We start from the raw sequence: 17,366 nt of genomic DNA on the forward strand, positions 1-17,366 counted from the left end.
CGGGTCAGTCGCGCAGCTCCAGCGTGCAGCACTTCACGCTGCCGCCGCCCTTGAGCAGCTCCGTCAGATCCATCGGGATCGGTTCGAAGCCGCGCGCCCGCAGCGGCGCGACCAGCCCGGCCGCCGCCTGCGGCAGCAGCACGTGGCGGCCGTCGCTGACGGCGTTGAGGCCCAGGGCGAGCGCGTCCTCCTCCCCCGCCAGGACGGCGTCGGGGAAGAGCCGGGCGAGGACGTCGCGGCTGCCCGGGGAGAACGCGGCCGGGTAGTACATGACGTCGGCGTCGGTGGAGTCGTCCAGGACGCACAGCGCGGTGTCGAGGTGGTAGAAGCGGGGGTCGACCAGGTCGAGGCCGACGACCGGGCGGCCCAGGTACTCCTGCGCCTCGGCGTGCGACTCGGGGCTGCTGCGGAAGCCGCGGCCCGCGAGGATCCAGGAGCGGGTGACGGCGAAGTCGCCCTCGCCCTCGTTGACGTGCTCCGGCAGGTGGTAGTCGGCGAAGCCGTGCTTGCGGAACCAGCGGCGCTGGGCGGTGGCCTCGCCGCTGCGCTGCGGGTACGCGAAGCGCGCGCCCAGCACGCGGCCGTCGACGACGAGCGCGCCGTTGGCGGCGAAGACCATGTCCGGCAGGGCGGGGTCGGGCTCCAGCAGCTCCACGGTGTGGCCGAGGGAGCGCTGCCGGGCGACCAGGTCCTCCCACTGCGCGATCGCGAGCTGGAGGTCGACGGGTTTGGCGGGATCCATCCACGGGTTGATGGAGTACGTGACGGCGAAGTGTGCCGGTGGGCACATCAGGTACCGGCGCGCCGAGGCTGTGCGCAACAACGAGGGCTCCTCACTGCTGACGTCCAAGCGCCGGCCCGCGGATCGCGCGCGCCGACGCACGTAACCGAATGGTGCCTGGTGAACACCCGCGCGCGCAGTAGTGCGGCACGGGTGGCCGGGGTCGCGCCGCGGGGCGCGGGAGCGCGTACGGGGAATGCGGCCCGCCAAAGGTGTATTTAGCGCGATACGCACAGGTGAGCGGTGGTCACGGTTTCATCGCATACGGCGCCGGGCGGGCGGCGTCCCCGTAGCGCGTGAGGGGGCGTATCCGCGCAGGTCCGGGCGTACGGGCCGGAAGGCGACCGGCCGCCGGGGCGGAACCGGACGCCTCGGTACCGCAGGGCGGCTCGCGGACCGGATGGCATACCGTGGCACAGTATCGGCCTACAGCACCCGTTTCCGGTGGCAGCACGGGGATCGGGTCCCCAGGGACGACGGCCGAGGTGAGGGGACGCATGGCACGGGCACGCAGGCTTCCGCAGTGGCTTCCCGGCACCCGCCGCGGCCGGACGCGCGGCAGTGCCGCCGCGGCGGAGCGCCTGCAGGCGGCCGCCGCGGAGCGCAGGGAACTGCTGCTCGCCGCCGCCGACGCGGGCCTGCCGCTGGCGCCCGCCGCGTACCCGGAGGGCTACGGCTGCTCCTGCGACCGCATCGGCTGTCCCTCCCCCGGCCGCCATCCCGTCTCCTTCGCCTGGCAGACGCAGGCCAGCGCCGACGCGCAGCGCATCGAGCGGTGGCTCGCCGCACAGCCGGAGGCCAACTTCGTCACCGCCACGGGCCGCAGCCACGACGTACTGGACGTGCCGATGGAGGCGGGCGCGCGGGCGCTGGCCCGGCTGGAGGCGGAGGGTGTCGCGGTCGGGCCCGTGGCGGTCAGCCCGGAGGCGCCGGGGCCGGGGCGGATGCTCTTCTTCACCTCCACCCGCGGCACGCCGGAGGACGAGGACGAGTGGTGGCCGTGCGAGCTGGACTGCCGCCCGGAGACCATGGACGAGCACCCGGGGCTGCGCTGGCACTGCCGCGGCAGCTACGTGCTGGTGCCTCCGGCGCGGCTGCCGGGTGACGAGGGCGTGACCTGGCTGCGCGGACCCGAGCACCCGCTGCCGGACCCGCTGACGCTGCTGGAGGCGCTGACGGATGCGTGCGCGGCGTACGCGGGCGCGGAGCGGGAGCGCGAGGCGGCCTGGCCGCTGAGCTGAGGCCCGGTGCCGGGCCGGCCCGCGCGCGGGGCCGACGGCGCACGCCGGACCGAGGGCGCACACCGGGCTTGAGGGCCTGTAGGCCCGCGCCCGGCTTCGCCGGTCAGCTCCCCTCGGCGCCCACCACACCTTCCAGGCGGTTGTAGAAGACGATCCCGTCGCCCTTGTCGTCGCGCGGCGGCACCACCACCGCCTGCTGCGAGACCCGCTCCATCGTCAGCGACTTCTTCGCCGTGCCCGTCATCAGGGGCTTCGCCGCCGACGGCACCTCGACCTCGCGGCCCTCTGCCACCGTCTGCTTGACGAAGTGCCGGGTGCTGAACATCACCAGCGCCCCGCCGTCCGCCAGCCGCAGCGCGACCGGCGGGTACTCGGGGGTGGCCTCGTCGACGTACTGCGTGACGTACTCGGGCGTGCGCCGGTACTGCTCGCGCGAGCCGACCCGCTCGGACGTGTGCTGCCCCGGCGCGAAGTCGTCGCCGGAGCCGTCCTTCAGATACGCGGCGTACGTCTTCCCCAGCTCCGCGGGCGCGACGGCCAGCCCCGCGGACGCGCCCAGCGGCACGCGGCGGACGTGCCCGTCCTCGTCCTCGGCGAACTCCCCGATGGCGGCCGCCTCGGAGTCGTCCAGCAGCGACAGGTGGGTGGCGTGCCAGCTCGACTCCGGCCCCTCCTTGACGAAGACCAGGAACCAGCGCAGCTCGTTGCGGTTGGTGAGGGTGTCGGCGACGAACCACCGCGGCCAGCCGCGCTGCTGGGGGATCAGGTAGTTGGTGTCGCTGAACTCCAGCGGCTCGTAGTCGGGGTTGCCCTCCGGGTAGTCCTCCTTGCGCACCTTCAGGCCCGCCTGGTCGATCTCGCGGAGCCCGCCGGCCTCGATCCGGGAGTTGACGTCGAGGTCGTAGTCCTCGTTGGCCTTGTTGTTCAGCTTCCCGAACCGGTCGAGGACGCGGTCCGCCTCGCCCTTCTGCACGGCCGGCTGGAGCACCTCCTCGCCGTGGACCGTGACGCAGCCCGTGAGCGTCAGCAGCAGCGCCGCCAGCAACGGCACCGCGGCGACGGTCACCCGGAAGCGGCGTATCGGCATGATCTTTTTCTCCGACTCCTGCGCGAGGGGCTGGGAACGGCGTCACCTTACCGGTTCCGCGGCGGCTCACCGGAGCGGGACCGGATCCGCCCCCGCGGGCGGTGAACGGGCGGTGCGCCGGGCAGTGATTCGGCTCTCATTCGTCTCCGGAGGGCCAAAACCCTTCCCCGGGACGGGTCCGAGCGATCATCATGCTGCGCATGACATTCGGGGCAGCACTGAGCGAGTTGCGCAAAGCTCAGAAAACGGCGAAGGGCGTCTCGCTCTACTCGCGCTACGTCAACCGGCCGCTGGGGCGGGTGTTCGCGGCGGGCGCGTACGTCCTGGGGCTGCGGCCGAACCATGTGACGCTGCTCAGCGCGGCGTTCACCGGCAGCGGGATCGCCTGCGTCGCGCTGGTGCGCCCCGGCTGGGCACTGGCCGTCGCGGTGTACGCGCTGCTCGTCGTCGGCTTCGCCCTCGACTCGGCCGACGGCCAGCTGGCGCGGCTGCGCCGGGAGTCGAGCGCGGCCGGCGAGTGGCTGGACCACTTCGTCGACTGCGCGAAGGTCACCGCCGTGCATGCCGCCGTCCTCGTCTCCTTCTACCGCTTCTTCGACCTCGGCTCGGACGCCTGGCTGCTGCTGCCGCTCGGCTTCCAGCTCGCCGCGGTGCTGATCTTCTGCGGCGGGCTGCTGGCCGACAAGCTCAAGCCGAAGCCCGCCCCGGGATCCGCACCCGGCGCCGGCCCCGCGCCCGCCCCGCCGCCCTCGCGGCTGCGGGCGGTGGCGCTGCTGCCCGTGGACTACGGCGTCTTCTGCGTGGTGTTCCTGCTGCTGGGCAGCGAGCGCGCGTTCCTCGCCGGCTATACGGCGCTGGCCGCGGCGGCGGCGCTGTTCCTGGTCGCCTTTACGGCGAAATGGTTCCGGGAGCTGTCTGCGGCGGGCTGAGGGGGGCGTCGGCGCGCGGGGCCCGGCCGGAGAGGGCGTCGAGTGCGCGGCGCAGCTGCGTGCTCGACGTGTGCACGGTGTACGGGAAATAGACCACTTCCACGCCCACCGTCCTGAAGTCGGCCTCGAGCTTGTCCCCCTTGGGCGTGCCCCGCCAGTCGTCGCCCTTGAAGATCACGTCGAACCGGACCTGCTGCCAGGTCTCCAGTTTGTCCGGCACGGTCTCGACGAACGCGGCGTCCACGTGCCGGATGCTGCGGACGATCTCCAGCCGCTCGACCAGCGGCACGACCGGGGCGCGGCCCTTCGCCAACTGCGCCATCTCGTCGGAGACCACGCCCGCCACGAGGTAGTCGCAGCGACTGCGGGCGTGCCTGAGGATGTTCAGGTGTCCGACGTGAAAGAGGTCGTAGACCCCCGGTGCATAGCCGACCGTGTGCGCCACGGCACCCCCCAAGATTCCCCCTGATATGTGCGCAACCCCCAGCGCGCCAGGAGTGTCAACCATAACGGGCAGGTGCGGATAAGGTGCAAGCCGGGCTTCGGGAAGGCAAACGAGGGATGGCATGGTGACGCGGGTACTGCTGGTTTCGACCAACTATGCGCCGGAACAGGCAGGAATCGGGCCGTATGCCACGCAGATCGCGGAGCACTGGGCCGGGACCGGTCGCGCCGAGGTGCACGTGCTGGCCGGCATGCCGCACTACCCGAACTGGCGCGTCGCCGAGGACTACCGCGGCGTCTGGCGCAAGGAGGAGGAGCGGGCCGGCGTCCGCCTGCACCGCCGCCGCCACTCCGTACCCGCGCGGCAGACCGCCGTGCGGCGCGCGTGGTACGAGGCGTCGATCCTCGCCCACGGCGTCGTCGCGCCGCCGCGCATGGCCGCCCCGGACGCAGTCGTCGCGCAGTTGCCGAGCCTGGCCGGAGGCGCGCTCGGCGCCCGCCTGGCCCGCCGCCACGGGGTGCCGTACATACCCGTCGTACAGGACCTGATGGGCGCGGCCGCGGCGCAGAGCGGCATCCGCGGCGGGGGCCGCGCGGCCGCCGCGGCGCGCGCGGTGGAGTCCCGGGTGCTGCGGCGGGCGTCGCTGGTCGGAGTGATCCACGAGACGTTCGTCCCGCGGGTGGCCGCGATGGGCGTCGACGAGAAGCGGATACGCGTCGTCCCCAACTGGTCCCACGTGACGGAGCCCACACGGCCGCGCGCGGAGATGCGCGCCCGGCTGGGGTGGCGCGACGGGCAGACCGTGCTGCTGCACTCCGGCAACATGGGCCTGAAGCAGGGCCTGGAGGTGCTCGTCGAGGCAGCCCGCACCGACCCCTCGCTGCGGGTCGTGCTGATGGGCGACGGCAACCAGCGCGCGCAGCTCGCCGCCCTGGGCGCCGGGCTGCCGAACCTGGACTTCCTGCCGCCCGCGGACGCCTGTGAGTTCACCGACGTGCTGGCCGCGGCGGACGTGCTGGCGGTCACCCAGCGCTCGTCGGTGCTGGACATGAGCGTCCCGTCGAAGCTCACCTCGTACTTCGCCGCCGGCCGGCCCGTGGTCGCCTCGGTCGCCGACGGCGGCGGCACGGCGGAGGAGATGCGGCGTGCGGGCGCAGGGGTGGTGGTGCCGCCGGAGGACCCCGCGGCGCTGCTGGAAGCGGTGCGTACGCTGGCCGCGGACCCCGGTGCGGCCGACGCGCTGGGCGCCAGGGGGCCGGTGTACGTGCGGGAGCACCTGAGCAGCGAGGCGGGTCTGGGCCGGATCACGGCGCTGCTGGACGAGGCCCTGGACGCCTCCGGGGGGCCGGTTGTCCACAACCGGCCGGTTATCCACAGGCGGGAGGCGGCCGGAGAGCCGGCCGGGGGGTCCGTCACGCATACTGACAAGACCGGTTGAGGGGGGCCGAGACCATGTCACAGCACGCTCCGGGCGACAGCCACGCCATGCAGCCGCAGGACGAGCCCGACCTGCTGCGCGACCAGTTCCGGCAACTGCTGCGCTACCGCGGGATGATCGTCCTGGGCATCGTCCTCGGGCTGCTCGGCGGCGGGTGGATCGCCCTCGCCTCCGGCGACGAGTACATCGCGTCCAGCGAGGTCACGCTCCGCCAGGTCAGCCTCGATCCCTTCGCCTCCGGCAGCGACGCGACGGCCATCAAGGAGAACATCGGCACGGAGCGGCAGACCGCCGCGAGCAACGCGGTCGCCAGGGTCGTCGCGGAGGAGATCGACCACCCCGAGGACGGCGAGAAGCTCCAGCACGGCCTCCAGGTCACCAACCCGCCGAACACGCTGGTGCTCCGCTTCGACTACAGCGCGGAGGACCCCGAGACGGCAGCCGAGCGCTCCAACGCCTTCGCCGCCGCCTACCTCGCGTACCGCGAGGACAAGAGCAAGCGGACCATCGACAACATGGTCGAGGCCTATGACGAACAGGTCAAACCCCTGATCGCCGAGCGGGACTCGCTCGACGACGAGATCGAGTCCCTCGGCGAGGGCAGCGCGCTGGAGTCGGCGCTGTCGGCCCGCTCCTCGCTCAGCCAGAGCATCGGCCAGATCACCGCCGACCGCGCCAAGCTCCAGGCCCTCGACACCACCCCGGGGCACGTCGTGCGGGACGCCACGCCGCCGGCCGAGCCCGCGGGGCCGGGGATCTTCATGCTGCTCGGCCTCGGCGCCGCGTTCGGCGTGGGCCTCGGGCTGCTCGTCGCCTGGGTGCGGCTGGTCTTCGACCCCACGGCGCGCTCGGAGAGCGACGTCGTCCGGGCGCTGCACGCCCCGGTGCTCGGCACCCTGCCGCGCACCCGCAGGCCCGGCGGGCTGCTGGCCACCGGCAGGGTCGCCGAGGAGTACCGCTCGATGGCCTTCCGGCTGGCGTACGACCAGCGCTTCGCCGACCGGCGGCGGCTGTTGGTGGTCGCGCCGCGCGGCAGCATAGACATCCCCGCCGCGGTCTCGGTCAACCTGGCCGCGTCGTTCGTGGAGATGGGGCACGAGGTGCTGCTCGTCGAGGCGGACCTGCGCACGCCGAGCCTGTCGGCGCGGCTCAGCGCCGCCGACGGGGTGCGGCCCGGCTGGGCCCGTACGCCGGCGCGCGGTGACGGCGGCTGGCCGACGGGCCTGCAGATTCCGATCGACGCGGGCGAGTCCGGTGCGTTCGACCTCATCCCCGGCACCCGGGTGCGCAACGCGGCGCGGGCCCTGACGTCCGCGCCGGCCACGCAGTTGATCTCGGAGGCGGACGCCCCCGGTTCCGTCGTGGTGGTGCTGGCGCCGGCCGTCCTGTCGTACGCGGACGCCCTCGCGCTGGCCGACCGGGTCGACGGCGTGCTCGTCGTCTGCGACCCGCGGCAGGTGCACCGCGAGGACCTGGCGCGTATCCGCGAGCTGATATCGGGCGCGGGCGGCACGGTGCTCGGTGCGGTGCTGCACTCGCACGGCAGCGGCGAGCCCGACGCGGGCGGACGCGGCCGGTCCGGCAGAGGCGCGGGCCGCGGCGGCGCCCGGGGCGACGGGCGCGGCGGCGAGGCCGGCGGAGGCACGGGGGTGCCGGCGCCGCCGGCGGAGGCCACGGGGGCGGACTACCCGGCCGACAGCCGGGCCGTGCGCTCCTCGCGGCGGTAGATGCGCGCCCGCTGGGCGATCGCCTCCTCCGTCGCCGACCAGGGCGTGGCGGCGCTGACGAACATCGCCGTGCTGGTGGTCGCGGCGCGGGAGTCGTCGGCGGAGGGCTTCGCGGTCTTCTCCATCGTCTACATGACGTTCACCGTCGTGCTGGGCGTGCAGAGCAGCTTCGTCGGCCAGGCGCTGGTGCTGGAGCGGGACGGCGGCAAGAACGGCAAGGCCGGCGCGGGCGGTTCGGGCGCGGGGCCCGGCGGAGCCGACGCCACGACGCCGGAGGGGCCGGTCATTCCGTCCTGGGCGGAGCCCGACCCCGACGCGCCGCCCCCGCCGGCCACCGGCGTCGCGTCCGCCTGCCGGTCGGCGGTGACGTTCTCGGCGCTGTCGTCGACCGCGGTCGGCGGGGCGGCGGCGCTGCTGCTGGCGCTGGTGCCCGGCGAGCTGGCGCACGGGCTGGCCATGCTCGGCGTGGTGCTGCCCGTCGTGCTGCTGCACGACGTGCTGCGCTACTGCTTCGCCGCGCTCCGGCTGCCGCACCACGCGCTCCTCGCCGACCTGCTGCGGCTCGTCGTCGCCATCCCCGCGCTGGTGCTGCAGCCGGACGGCTCGTCCCCGGCACGGCTCATCGCCGTGTGGGGGGCCTCCGCGCTGCCCGCGCTGCTGCTCTGCCTGGCGCTGGCCGCGTACCGGCTGCGCGGCGCCCGCGGCGACTGGCGGCGGTATCTGCGCCGGGGGCACCTGGGCCGCCGGTTCGTGGTGGAGTTCGCGGTGGGCAACGGCGCGACGCAGTTGTCGGTGATAGGGCTCGGGCTCGTCGCCAGCCAGCTCGCCGTGGGCGCGCTGCGCGGCGCCACCACGCTGTACGGGCCGATGAACGTCCTCTACAACTCGGCGACTTCCTTCGGCCCGCCGGTGATGAACCGCATCCCCAACCTGCGCAGCAAGCTCCGCTCCGCGGCCGCCCTCGCCGCCCTGCTCTCCGGCACCGCCGCCGCCTGGACGACCGTGCTCGTCCTGCTGCCCGACTCCGCCGGCCGCGAACTCCTCGGCGACACCTGGGCGTCCACGTCCTCGCTGCTGCCCGCCACGGGCAGCCAGTACGCGGGCATCGCCCTGGGCACCAGCGCGCTGCTCACGCTGCGCGTGCTGCGCCCGGAGAGCACGCTGCCGATCCAGGTCGTCTTCTCCCTGCTCTCCGTCGGCTGCATGCTCACCGGCTACGCCGCCGGGGGCGTGCTCGGCGCCGCCTGGGGCCTGTGCGCGGGTTCGGCGCTGAAGGCCGCGGCCCTGTGGCTCAGGGTCGCGGCCGTCAGCCGCTCGATCGGCGCCGACGGCCCGGGCACCGCTGGCCCGGGCGGTCGGGGCGGTACCGGGCCGGGCGGTACCGCGGGGCCGGCCGGCGGCGCGGGGCCCGGCAGTGCCGCCGGGACCGGCAGTGCCGCCGGCGCCGCGCCCGCCACCGGGACCGCGCCCGCCGCCGGGGCCGTCACACCCGGTGCAGTCCCGGCCGCCCGGCCTCGATCGCATAGGAAGCCGCGGTCGCGATCGGGGCGCCTTCGGTGGTGATGTGCGGCACGACGCGGAAGTCCGCGCGGCACTGCTCGCGGTCCAGCGCGACGGTCACGTAGCCGCGGCGGCCGTCGTAGAAGCGCATGTGCGGGTTGGCCTGCGTGAGCCGGTCGTAGTTCGCCGGCCGCTCGGCGCCGTTGCCGCCGCTGCTGATGGAGGTGGCGACGATCTCGCTGGCGACGGCCGGCGCCGCCGGGTCGGCGTAGTCGCGCTTGACGTCCATCGCGTAGTGCACGTGCACGTCGCCCGTGAGGACGACGAGGTTGTCCACCCCCGCCGCCTCGGCCGCGTCCAGGAACCGGGTGCGGGCGGCGGTGTAGCCGTCCCAGGCGTCCATGCTGACGTTGTACGCCTCGATCGGCTCGCTGCGCCGCTCGGCCAGCACCACCTGCTGCGGCACGACGTTCCACCGGGCGCGCGAGTCGCGCCAGCCGTCCGCGAGCCAGTGCTCCTGCCGCTCGCCGAGCATCGTGCGCGCCGGGTCGTCCGCGTCCGGCCCCGGCGGCGCCCAGTTGCCGCCGTACGCCTGGTCGGTGCGGTACTGCCGGCCGTCGAGGACGTCGAACTGGGCCAGCGTGCCGTAGTGCAGCCGCCGGTACAGCCGCAGGTCGGCGCCGCGCGGGCGCTGCGGCCTGCGCAGCGGCTGGTTCTCCCAGTACGCCCGGTAGGCGGCGGCCCGGCGGACGAGGAACTCCTCGGGCGGCTGGTTGTCCTGGGAGACGGCGCCCGCGTAATTGTTCTCGACCTCGTGGTCGTCCCAGGTGAGTATCCAGGGGTGGGCGGCCTGGGCGGCGCGCAGGTCGGCGTCGCTGCGGTAGAGGGCGTAGCGCAGCCGGTAGTCCTCCAGCGTGACGGTCTCGTGGTTGAAGACGTCGGGGAGGGTCCCCGCGGGGTACGCGCGGCTGCCGCCGGTGGAGGAGACGGCGCCCTCGTAGATCCAGTCGCCGAGGTGGAAGACGGCGTCGAGGTCTTCGTTCGCGAGGTGCTTGAAGGCGGTGTAGTAGCCGCCGGGGTAGTTCTGGCAGGCGATCACGCCGAAGCGCATGGACGGGTTGCGCGCGTGCTGCGGGGGTGCGGTGCTCGTACGGCCGACGGGGCTGGTCCAGCGGCCGAGTCTGAAGCGGTAGTAGTACGGGCGGCCCGGCGCCAGCCCGTCGGCTTCGGCGTGCACGGTGTGGTGGAACTCGGGGTGGGCCAACTCCCGCCCGCGCCGGGCGATGCGGCGGAAGCCCTCGTCGTGGGCGATCTCCCAGTGGACCAGGAACGGCACCGGTGGCATGCCGCCGTCGGGTTCGAACGCGGCGGGCGCGAGCCGGGTCCACAGCACCACGCCGTCGGGGGTCGGGTCGCCGGAGGCGACGCCGAGGGTGAAGGGCTCCTGGCGGACCGTCCCCGGGTCGGCCGGCTCGTCCGCGTGGGCCTGCGGCAGCCCCACGGAGAAGGCGAGTGCGGCGGCGGCACCGGTGACGGTGAGGAAGCGGCGGCGGCTCACGTGTGCCGCGGCGGCGCGGAAGGCGTCCTGCGGGTTGGGAGGCGTCATGGGCGGTATTGGAATTGCCGGGGGCAACCGCTGTCCATACCCTGTGCGTCGGCGAGGTGACGGAGCGTTGACGTCTAGTACGGATTCCAGGCGAACTGACGTTCACGTGATCGCGCCATAGACTCGCGGTATGGCCGAGGTGATCGCGAAAGACGGAACCTGGGAGTTCGACGGCGAGCTCATACGGATCGTCCCCGGCCGCGACCGGGGGGTGCACAAGCTGCGGCAGTTGCTCGGCGAGGTCGCCGTGCCGCTGCCGGCGGTGGCGGGGATCGCGTACGAACCGGGGCGCAAGGGCGGGCTGTTGCGGCTGCGGCTGCGCGACGGCGCCTGCCCCGTGCTGCGGGCCGCGGGCGGCCGGCTGCCGGAGGCGGCGAGCCCGTACCTGCTGCGCCCGGAGCGGGACCGCAGCGGGGTGGCGGAGTACTTCGCCGAGGAGGTGCGCCGGGCTCTGCTGCTGGACGAGGTGCCGGACGGGCCCGTCGACCGCTACCTGCTGCCGGGCCCGGCCGTGCCGCTGACCGCGGGCGGCATGGACGGCAGCGCCGCGTTCGACGGCGAGCAGATCCGGCTGGAGTGGAACTGGCTGGTCGACGACGTGAAGAAGCGCGTGGGGAACCGGACTTTCCCGCTGGCCGGCCTGGCGGGCGTGGAGTGGGCGGGCGGCGCGGGCCTGGAGTCGGGCGGCCTGCGGTTCCGGCCGCACGGGACGACGGTCTTCCTCGACCCGGACAAGGACCCGCACACGCTGGCGCTGTGGGGCACGAAGAAGGAGACGGGGGCCGCGGTGCTGCTGGCGGCGGCGGTGACCGTGCGGCTGCCGCACCCCAACGCACCGGCGGACGCTCCTCCCGGCAACCCCGGGCAGGGGCCCGCGGCGCTCCCGGCGGGCGGGGCGGAGCCGGCGGACGCGGTGCCGGCGTCGCTCCGCAAGGACGCGGACCCGGAGGCGGCGGCCGTCTCGGAGGCCGCGGTTCCGGGGGACGACCACGACGCGGTGCTGCGCCGGCTGCGCGAGCTGGGCGAGTTGCACGCCGCCGGGGTACTGACGGACGAGGAGTTCGCAGCCGCAAAGCGGGCGATACTGCAGCGCATGGGCGGTAACGGCTGACAACACGGGGCTCCTGGCCCCTGGTTGGCGAAAACTTGGGCCGGAATTAAACGTTCTACGCTCTTCACTCCAGCCCCACTGGCCCCAATAATCGGGCCCCATGACTATTTACGACTCGATCGGCGGGGAGGCGGCGGTCTCGACCGCCGTGGACAACTTCTACGACCGAGTGCTCGACGACCCGGAGCTGAAGCCGTTCTTCGACGGCATCGACGTCCAGCGCCTCAAGCGCCACCAGCGCGCCTTCATCGGCGCCGCCCTCGGCGGCCCCGGCGCGTACAACGGACGCGGCATGCGCAAGGCCCACGAGGGGCTCGGCATCACGCCGGCCCACTTCGAGCGGGTCGTCGACCACCTGACGGCCACCCTCGTCGGCCTCGGCGTACCGGACGAGACCGTGAAGACCATCGGCGGCACCCTGGAGCCCCTGCGCGCGGACATCGCCCAGGAGGCGTAGCGCGCACCGGGAACCTAACCTGCCCGCATGACCGACCTCGGCGGGCTGCCGCACGTCACGCCCATGCTGGCGGTCTCCGGCAGCCTGCCGACGGCCGCCGCGGACCCCTCGTGGGCGTACGAGCTGAAGTGGGACGGCATCCGCGCCGTCGCGTACGCCCCGGGCGACGGCACGCTGACGCTGCTGACACGCAACGACAACGACGTCACCGCCCGCTACCCCGAGCTGGCCCCGCTCGGCGAGACCCTCGCCGCGGCCGGGCACGCCTGCGTGCTCGACGGCGAGATCGTCGCGCTCGCCCCCGACGGCCGCCCCTCCTTCGGCGCGCTGCAGCGCCGCATGAACCTCACCCGCGGCGCCGTCATCGCCCGGCTCGCCGCGGAGGTGCCGGTCGACTACATGGTGTTCGACGTGCCGTACCTCGACGGCGAGTCCACCATGCGCCTCCCGTACCGCGACCGCCGCGCGCTGCTCACCGGCCTCGGCGTCGAGGGGCCGCGCTGGCGCACTCCCCCGCACTGGGAGGGCCACGGCGCCGAGGCGTGGGAGATGACGCAGCAGTACGGACTGGAGGGGCTGCTCGCGAAGCGGCTGTCGTCGCCGTATCTCCCGGGCCGGCGCAGCGCCCTCTGGCTGAAGATCAAGAACGTCCGCACCCAGGAGGTCGTCGTCGGCGGCTGGACGGAGGGCGCGGGCAGCAGGTCGGACGCGATCGGCGGGCTGCTGATGGGCGTGTGGACGAAGGACGGCGGCCTCGCGTACGCGGGCACGGTGGGCAGCGGCTTCTCGCGGCACGCGCTGGAGGTGCTGCGGGAGCGGCTGGCGGGGCTGGCACGGGGGACGAGCCCCTTCAAGGGCCCGGTCGCGGACCGGCACGTGCGGGCGGCGCGCGCGGTGCACTGGGTGGAGCCGGAACTGGTGGGCGAGGTGTCGTACGGGGAGTGGACGGCGACGGGGGTGCTGCGGCACCCGGTGTGGCGGGGGCTGCGGCCGGACAAGGGACCGGAGGAGGCGAGGGGACCGGGGGCGTAGCGGGGACGAGCATCTCCGCACACCCACGCACGCACACGCGCACCCCGAGCGACCGCCGCCGGTGACGGCCGTCGGGCGATGCCACCGAATGACACCCCCGGGCGACGCCGCCGGGTGACCGCCCTCGAATCACCGCCCCCGGGCGGCAGCCCCCGGGCGGCAGCCCCCGGGCGGCAGCCCCCGGGCGGCAGCCGGCCGCGTGCCCGGCGCCCCGAGCTCGCCGGGCACGCGGCCGGGGCGCGTTCGCACCGCCGCCTGGACGGCCGTGCGGAACGCGCCCGCGACCCGCAGCAGGGACCGTTCGCTATCCGCGGTTGCGGCGCGCACCGCGCCGCTCGACCTGCGGAGTCATCCTGCTTCGCTGCGACTTGGCTTCGTTGTGCGCCTCCATCGAGGACTGCCGCTGGGCCTCCTTGACGCGCTCGTTCCGGGCGTTCAGCGCCTCCTGGAACGCGGCGTTGCCGCCCTGCCGGTGCCTGGTGGAGTCGTGCTTGTGGTGCTTGGCCATGACCGACGCCTCCTCGTGACCGTGGTGGCGATGTCGAACGTGTCGGTCGCTATCCACTGTCCCACGAATGGACTAATCAGTCATATCCGGCAGGTCGAAGTGGTCGCCGAGCAGTGGCTCCAGCAGGTCACCGTGCGTTCCGATGCGCTCCAGCACGTCACCGGGGAGGAAGACCAGCTCGTCCGGATCGCCGCAGGCCTCCACCTCGTCCCAGGTCAGCGGGGTGGACACGGTCGGCCGGGCCTTGGCGCGCAGCACGTACGGGGCCACGGTGGTCTTCGCCCGCGAGTTCTGGCTCCAGTCGACGAAGACCTTCCGCGGGCGCAGCTTCCGGGCCATCCGGTGCAGGATCAGCTCCGGGTGCTCCTGCTCCAGCCGCCGGGCCAGGGACTTCGCGTACGCGCTGGTGTCCTCGGCGGAGGCGGGGGCGAGGGGCACGTACAGGTGCAGGCCCTTGGAGCCGGAGGTCTTGGGCCAGGCGTCGAGCCCGTCCGCCCGGAGCGCCTCGCGCACGAGCAGCGCGGCACGGCAGCACTCGACGACGGTGGCGGGCGGGCCGGGGTCGAGGTCGAAGACGATCCGGTCGGCGAGCCGCTCGTCGGCCCTGACCGCCCCCGCGGCCTTCTTCGCGCCGGGGTCGAGGGCCTTCCACTGCGGTACGTGCAGCTCCAGCGCGGCGAGGTTCGCCGCCCAGAGCAGGGTGGGCAGGTCCTGGACGAGCACGTGGTGCACGGTGCTCCGGGTCAGCTCGACATCGACGGTGCTCACCCATTCAGGCGTGCCCGCGGGGGCGTTCTTGGCGAAGAACCGCTGCCCGTCCACGCCGTCCGGGAAACGCAGGAAGGAGGCGGCCCGGTCGCGCACGTGCGGCAGCAGGACGTCGGCGACTTGGGCGTAGTAGTGCAGCGCCTCGCCCTTGGTGAAGCCCTGCTCGGGCCACAGCACCTTGTCGAGGTTGCTGAGCTTCAGGCGGCGTCCTTCGACCTCGGTGACCGGCATATGCTGAACCTCCGGGAGAGAGGACATATGGATGAAATCTATATGGAAGGGTGCGATCTCCTTCGGGTTGGTCAGCATTCCCGTCCAGCTCTACTCCGCCACCGAGGAGCACGGGGTGTCCTTCCGGCAGGTGCACGCCGAGGACGGCGGCCGGATCCGCTACCGGCGGTTCTGCGAGCTGGAGGACCGCGAGGTGCAGTACGCGGAGATCACCAGGGCGTACGAGACGGAGGACGGCGACCTCGTCGTGCTCACCCCCGAGGACCTGGCCCAGCTGCCGCTGCCCAGCAAGAAGATCATCGACGTGGTGGGCTTCGAGGAGGCCGGCTACTTCGACCCCATCCAGTTCTCCCGCGCGTACTACGTCAAGGCCGCCGACGCCGCGGCGGCCAAGCCGTACGTCCTGCTCCGCGAGGCGCTGAAGCGCTCGGGGCGGGTGGCGGTGGTCAAGGTGGCGCTCCGCAACCGCGAGGCACCCGCGCTGGTGCGGGTGCTGGAGGAGGAGGACGTCCTCGTTCTGCACACGATGCTCTGGCCGGACGAGGTGCGCTCGGCGCAGACGGTGGCGCCGGACGAGAAGGTGACGGTGCGCCGGCAGGAACTGGACATGGTCGACTCCCTCATGGACGCGCTGGGCGGCTATGACCCGGACGAGTTCACGGACGAGTACCGCGAAGCGGTCGAAGCACTCGTCGCGAGCAAGGAGGGCATCGCGCCACCGCTGCCGGCGGAGGCGGAGGGTGAGGAGAAGGGCCAGGTCATCGACCTGATGTCGGCCCTGGAGGCGAGCGTCAAGGCGGCGAAGGACAAGCGCGGGGGGACGGCGGCGCCGGCGCGGAAGAAGGCGGCGGCGAAGAAGGCGGCCCCGAAGAAGAAGGCGGCGAAGAAGGCCGCGACGACGGGCAAGAAGACGACGGCCAAGTCGACGGCCAAGTCGACGGCCAAGACGGCCGCGAAGAAGACGGGCAAGAAGACGGCGAAGAAGCCGGGCAAGGCGGCCTGACCGCGCAGGAGCCGAGCCGGCGACGGGCGGGGGCCCGCACGTCGGCGGACCCCCGCCCGGTGGGCAGGGTGGGGGCGGCGCTCAGAACCAGCGGCCGCGGCCCTTGCCCTCCCCGATGTCCTCGGCGGCGCCGGGGGTGTCGGCGCTCTCGGGCGCGGCGGCATGCCCCTTGCTCTCCCCGGATTCCTCATGCTGCCCGTACCGGATGCCCCCGCGGTTCAGGTCGTAGCCCTCCTGCACCTCGCGGACGCTCATCGACGAGCTCTGTTCGGCCGGCACGTTCTCGACGATCTCCTCGGTCTTGAGGACGGTCTCGAAGGTCTGGGTGTCCTCGACCCGCCTGGTGCCGATGTCGGCGACGGCGTAGGGCTCGGACACCTTGTGGACGACGACCTCGGCGTCCTCGCCGTAGAGCGGCACCTTCACGCTGCGTTCCACGAACTCGTGGTGATCGCCTGCGATCAGGTTGCCGTCCTTGCCGTCGACGTCGCTGCGTCGTACGACGCACTCGTCGTGGCCGCGGGTGACCTCGAACCGCTGCGGGGTCTCCCGCACCCGGATCGTGACCTCGGCCTCGCCCATCGGCTGCCGCCGATCGACGGGCTCGACCTGCAGCCGCTCGCGGTACGCGACGACGCGCTGGTCCTCCGCCGCGCCGCCGCGCGCCGTGCTCTCGGGCTGCTGACCGCGCCGGCCCATCTGCTCGCCCCGGCCGCCGCCGCCCGCCGCAGCGGCGGCGTCGGTCTCGCGCCCTACCCCCGCGGCTTTCGCGGCCTTGCCACTGCCGCCACTGGCTGTGTTCCTGTCGGTCTGCACTGTTCCTCCCGCTGCGATGGTGCGTGCAGGGATAGAAGCGGTCCGCCGACTCGTTCGACGAAACCGGCATACCACCATGTAACGCCTCCGCCGTTCAGGTGTCGACCGGAGGGAGTAATCAGCAGCTCGCGCGCGGCTCAGCGCCGCGCCTCACCGCCCTGGTCACCCCCGACCCGCCGATTCGCCCGCTTGCGCAACCGGGCGCGGGCAGCCTCACGAAGCTGCGGATCGGCGTCGATGGCCTGATCCTGCTCGTCGTCGTACGCATCACGCGACGGCTGCCCGTCACCCCGCCCGCGGCCCTCACGGCCGTCGTCCGCACGGCCGGAACCACTGGTCGGACGCTTGTCGGTATGCACGGGTCGCCTCCCGCCGGAGGTAGTGGTGATCGCAGCCTTCCCCAGGGTTACGAACCGGGGAAAGCCCGGCGATTCCATGAAAACGCGACGACATGGGCGTGTCGACTGGAGGGGGCGGGCGCGGGAAGCAGCCGGGGGGCGGGAGCGGGGCGGCGAGGATGGCGGGAGAGGTGAGAGCCGAGGGAGGCGAGGTCCGCGGATGGGGCGGGGTACGGCGCGGCGGGTGGGGAGCGCCGTTCGGGAGGGCCGGGGTTTCGGGGGGCCGGGCGCCCGGGGGCTCAATGCACGAGGGCCGGGTCCGGGTCCTGTGTCGTGGGGTCCTGTGTC

At 73.7% G+C, this 17,366-nt stretch carries 17 protein-coding genes; 9 read left to right on the forward strand and 8 right to left on the reverse strand.

From position 1 onward, the window contains the following. Window positions 1-4: 4 nt before the first annotated feature. Window positions 5-820, reverse strand: coding sequence for a dimethylargininase (gene ddaH, locus LG396_RS36590; protein WP_018840356.1), 816 nt, complete (start codon window positions 818-820; stop codon window positions 5-7). A 458-nt stretch (window positions 821-1,278) separates the two neighbouring features. Between ddaH and LG396_RS36595 the strand changes: the two genes are divergently transcribed. Beyond that, complete coding sequence (locus LG396_RS36595) at window positions 1,279-2,022, forward strand: bifunctional DNA primase/polymerase (RefSeq protein WP_225798011.1); 744 nt, start codon at window positions 1,279-1,281, stop codon at window positions 2,020-2,022. 103 nt (window positions 2,023-2,125) lie between these two features. On the opposite strand, the gene LG396_RS36600 is transcribed toward LG396_RS36595, so the two are convergent. After that, a complete protein-coding gene (locus LG396_RS36600; protein WP_037748172.1) occupies window positions 2,126-3,109 on the reverse strand; it encodes an SCO2278 family lipoprotein in 984 nt (327 codons plus the stop codon). Between the two features lie 200 nt (window positions 3,110-3,309). Here LG396_RS36600 and LG396_RS36605 point away from each other — a divergent pair, with 200 nt between their 5' ends. Beyond that, window positions 3,310-4,038: a CDP-alcohol phosphatidyltransferase family protein gene (locus tag LG396_RS36605; protein WP_372483633.1), complete on the forward strand. Its 729-nt coding sequence runs from the start codon at window positions 3,310-3,312 to the stop codon at window positions 4,036-4,038. Here the strand turns inward: LG396_RS36605 and LG396_RS36610 are convergent. Further along, the gene (locus LG396_RS36610; RefSeq protein WP_018840352.1) at window positions 3,998-4,483 is read right to left on the reverse strand and encodes an FAD synthase family protein; all 486 of its coding nucleotides are present in this window, start codon (window positions 4,481-4,483) and stop codon (window positions 3,998-4,000) included. The two genes, LG396_RS36605 and LG396_RS36610, sit on opposite strands and share 41 nt — an antisense overlap. Before the next feature lie 121 nt (window positions 4,484-4,604). Here LG396_RS36610 and LG396_RS36615 point away from each other — a divergent pair, with 121 nt between their 5' ends. The 3 genes from LG396_RS36615 to LG396_RS36625 are packed head-to-tail and all read left to right on the forward strand — an operon-like array spanning window position 4,605 to window position 9,211. Next, the gene (locus LG396_RS36615) at window positions 4,605-5,921 is read left to right on the forward strand and encodes a glycosyltransferase family 4 protein (RefSeq protein ID WP_037748170.1); all 1,317 of its coding nucleotides are present in this window, start codon (window positions 4,605-4,607) and stop codon (window positions 5,919-5,921) included. Between the two features lie 47 nt (window positions 5,922-5,968). Beyond that, window positions 5,969-7,648 (forward strand): LPS biosynthesis protein, encoded by a 1,680-nt coding sequence (locus LG396_RS36620; RefSeq protein WP_037748373.1) that lies wholly within the window; start codon window positions 5,969-5,971, stop codon window positions 7,646-7,648. Further along, a complete protein-coding gene (locus LG396_RS36625) occupies window positions 7,649-9,211 on the forward strand; it encodes an MATE family efflux transporter (protein WP_225798013.1) in 1,563 nt (520 codons plus the stop codon). Here the strand turns inward: LG396_RS36625 and LG396_RS36630 are convergent. Beyond that, window positions 9,132-10,754 carry an alkaline phosphatase D family protein gene (locus tag LG396_RS36630; RefSeq protein ID WP_018844342.1) on the reverse strand — a complete coding sequence of 541 codons (1,623 nt, stop codon included), beginning with the start codon at window positions 10,752-10,754 and terminating at the stop codon, window positions 9,132-9,134. The two genes, LG396_RS36625 and LG396_RS36630, sit on opposite strands and share 80 nt — an antisense overlap. Window positions 10,755-10,884: 130 nt before the next feature. Between LG396_RS36630 and LG396_RS36635 the strand changes: the two genes are divergently transcribed. The 3 genes from LG396_RS36635 to ligD (LG396_RS36645) all read left to right on the forward strand — a co-directional run bounded on the left by LG396_RS36635 (window position 10,885) and on the right by ligD (LG396_RS36645) (window position 13,354). Beyond that, window positions 10,885-11,865: a DUF4429 domain-containing protein gene (locus LG396_RS36635; protein ID WP_225798014.1), complete on the forward strand. Its 981-nt coding sequence runs from the start codon at window positions 10,885-10,887 to the stop codon at window positions 11,863-11,865. A gap of 100 nt (window positions 11,866-11,965) precedes the next feature. Beyond that, the gene (locus LG396_RS36640; protein WP_018844344.1) at window positions 11,966-12,322 is read left to right on the forward strand and encodes a group I truncated hemoglobin; all 357 of its coding nucleotides are present in this window, start codon (window positions 11,966-11,968) and stop codon (window positions 12,320-12,322) included. A 27-nt stretch (window positions 12,323-12,349) separates the two neighbouring features. Then, entirely contained in the window at window positions 12,350-13,354 is a 1,005-nt protein-coding gene (ligD, locus tag LG396_RS36645) for a non-homologous end-joining DNA ligase (RefSeq protein WP_225798015.1), read from the forward strand. Window positions 13,355-13,658: 304 nt separating this feature from the next. Here ligD (LG396_RS36645) and LG396_RS36650 read toward each other — a convergent pair whose 3' ends face one another. Then, complete coding sequence (locus LG396_RS36650; protein WP_018840344.1) at window positions 13,659-13,862, reverse strand: hypothetical protein; 204 nt, start codon at window positions 13,860-13,862, stop codon at window positions 13,659-13,661. Window positions 13,863-13,934: 72 nt separating this feature from the next. Beyond that, the gene (gene ligD / locus LG396_RS36655) at window positions 13,935-14,861 is read right to left on the reverse strand and encodes a non-homologous end-joining DNA ligase (protein ID WP_225798016.1); all 927 of its coding nucleotides are present in this window, start codon (window positions 14,859-14,861) and stop codon (window positions 13,935-13,937) included. Window positions 14,862-14,892: 31 nt separating this feature from the next. On the opposite strand from ligD (LG396_RS36655), the gene ku reads away from it, so the two are divergent. Further along, a complete protein-coding gene (gene ku / locus LG396_RS36660; protein ID WP_225798017.1) occupies window positions 14,893-15,864 on the forward strand; it encodes a non-homologous end joining protein Ku in 972 nt (323 codons plus the stop codon). 81 nt (window positions 15,865-15,945) lie between these two features. Here ku and LG396_RS36665 read toward each other — a convergent pair whose 3' ends face one another. Both LG396_RS36665 and LG396_RS36670 read right to left on the reverse strand, forming a co-directional pair. Further along, entirely contained in the window at window positions 15,946-16,680 is a 735-nt protein-coding gene (locus LG396_RS36665; RefSeq protein ID WP_225798018.1) for a DUF2382 domain-containing protein, read from the reverse strand. Window positions 16,681-16,817: 137 nt separating this feature from the next. Continuing rightward, window positions 16,818-17,039 (reverse strand): hypothetical protein, encoded by a 222-nt coding sequence (locus LG396_RS36670; protein ID WP_225798019.1) that lies wholly within the window; start codon window positions 17,037-17,039, stop codon window positions 16,818-16,820. Window positions 17,040-17,366: the final 327 nt, after the last annotated feature.

Origin of the sequence: Streptomyces aculeolatus, from assembly GCF_020400605.1 — a bacterium.
GTDB lineage: Bacteria > Actinomycetota > Actinomycetes > Streptomycetales > Streptomycetaceae > Streptomyces > Streptomyces aculeolatus.

Coding starts and splice junctions, on each gene's coding strand:
- LG396_RS36595 (WP_225798011.1), top strand. CDS start 1,279: ATGGCACGGGCACGCAGGCTTCCGCAGTGGCTTCCCGGCACCCGCCGC.
- LG396_RS36600 (WP_037748172.1), bottom strand. CDS start 3,109: ATGCCGATACGCCGCTTCCGGGTGACCGTCGCCGCGGTGCCGTTGCTG.
- LG396_RS36605 (WP_372483633.1), top strand. CDS start 3,310: ATGACATTCGGGGCAGCACTGAGCGAGTTGCGCAAAGCTCAGAAAACG.
- LG396_RS36615 (WP_037748170.1), top strand. CDS start 4,605: ATGGTGACGCGGGTACTGCTGGTTTCGACCAACTATGCGCCGGAACAG.
- LG396_RS36620 (WP_037748373.1), top strand. CDS start 5,969: ATGCAGCCGCAGGACGAGCCCGACCTGCTGCGCGACCAGTTCCGGCAA.
- LG396_RS36625 (WP_225798013.1), top strand. CDS start 7,649: ATGCGCGCCCGCTGGGCGATCGCCTCCTCCGTCGCCGACCAGGGCGTG.
- LG396_RS36630 (WP_018844342.1), bottom strand. CDS start 10,754: ATGACGCCTCCCAACCCGCAGGACGCCTTCCGCGCCGCCGCGGCACAC.
- LG396_RS36635 (WP_225798014.1), top strand. CDS start 10,885: ATGGCCGAGGTGATCGCGAAAGACGGAACCTGGGAGTTCGACGGCGAG.
- LG396_RS36640 (WP_018844344.1), top strand. CDS start 11,966: ATGACTATTTACGACTCGATCGGCGGGGAGGCGGCGGTCTCGACCGCC.
- ligD (WP_225798015.1), top strand. CDS start 12,350: ATGACCGACCTCGGCGGGCTGCCGCACGTCACGCCCATGCTGGCGGTC.
- LG396_RS36650 (WP_018840344.1), bottom strand. CDS start 13,862: ATGGCCAAGCACCACAAGCACGACTCCACCAGGCACCGGCAGGGCGGC.
- ligD (WP_225798016.1), bottom strand. CDS start 14,861: ATGCCGGTCACCGAGGTCGAAGGACGCCGCCTGAAGCTCAGCAACCTC.
- ku (WP_225798017.1), top strand. CDS start 14,893: ATGAAATCTATATGGAAGGGTGCGATCTCCTTCGGGTTGGTCAGCATT.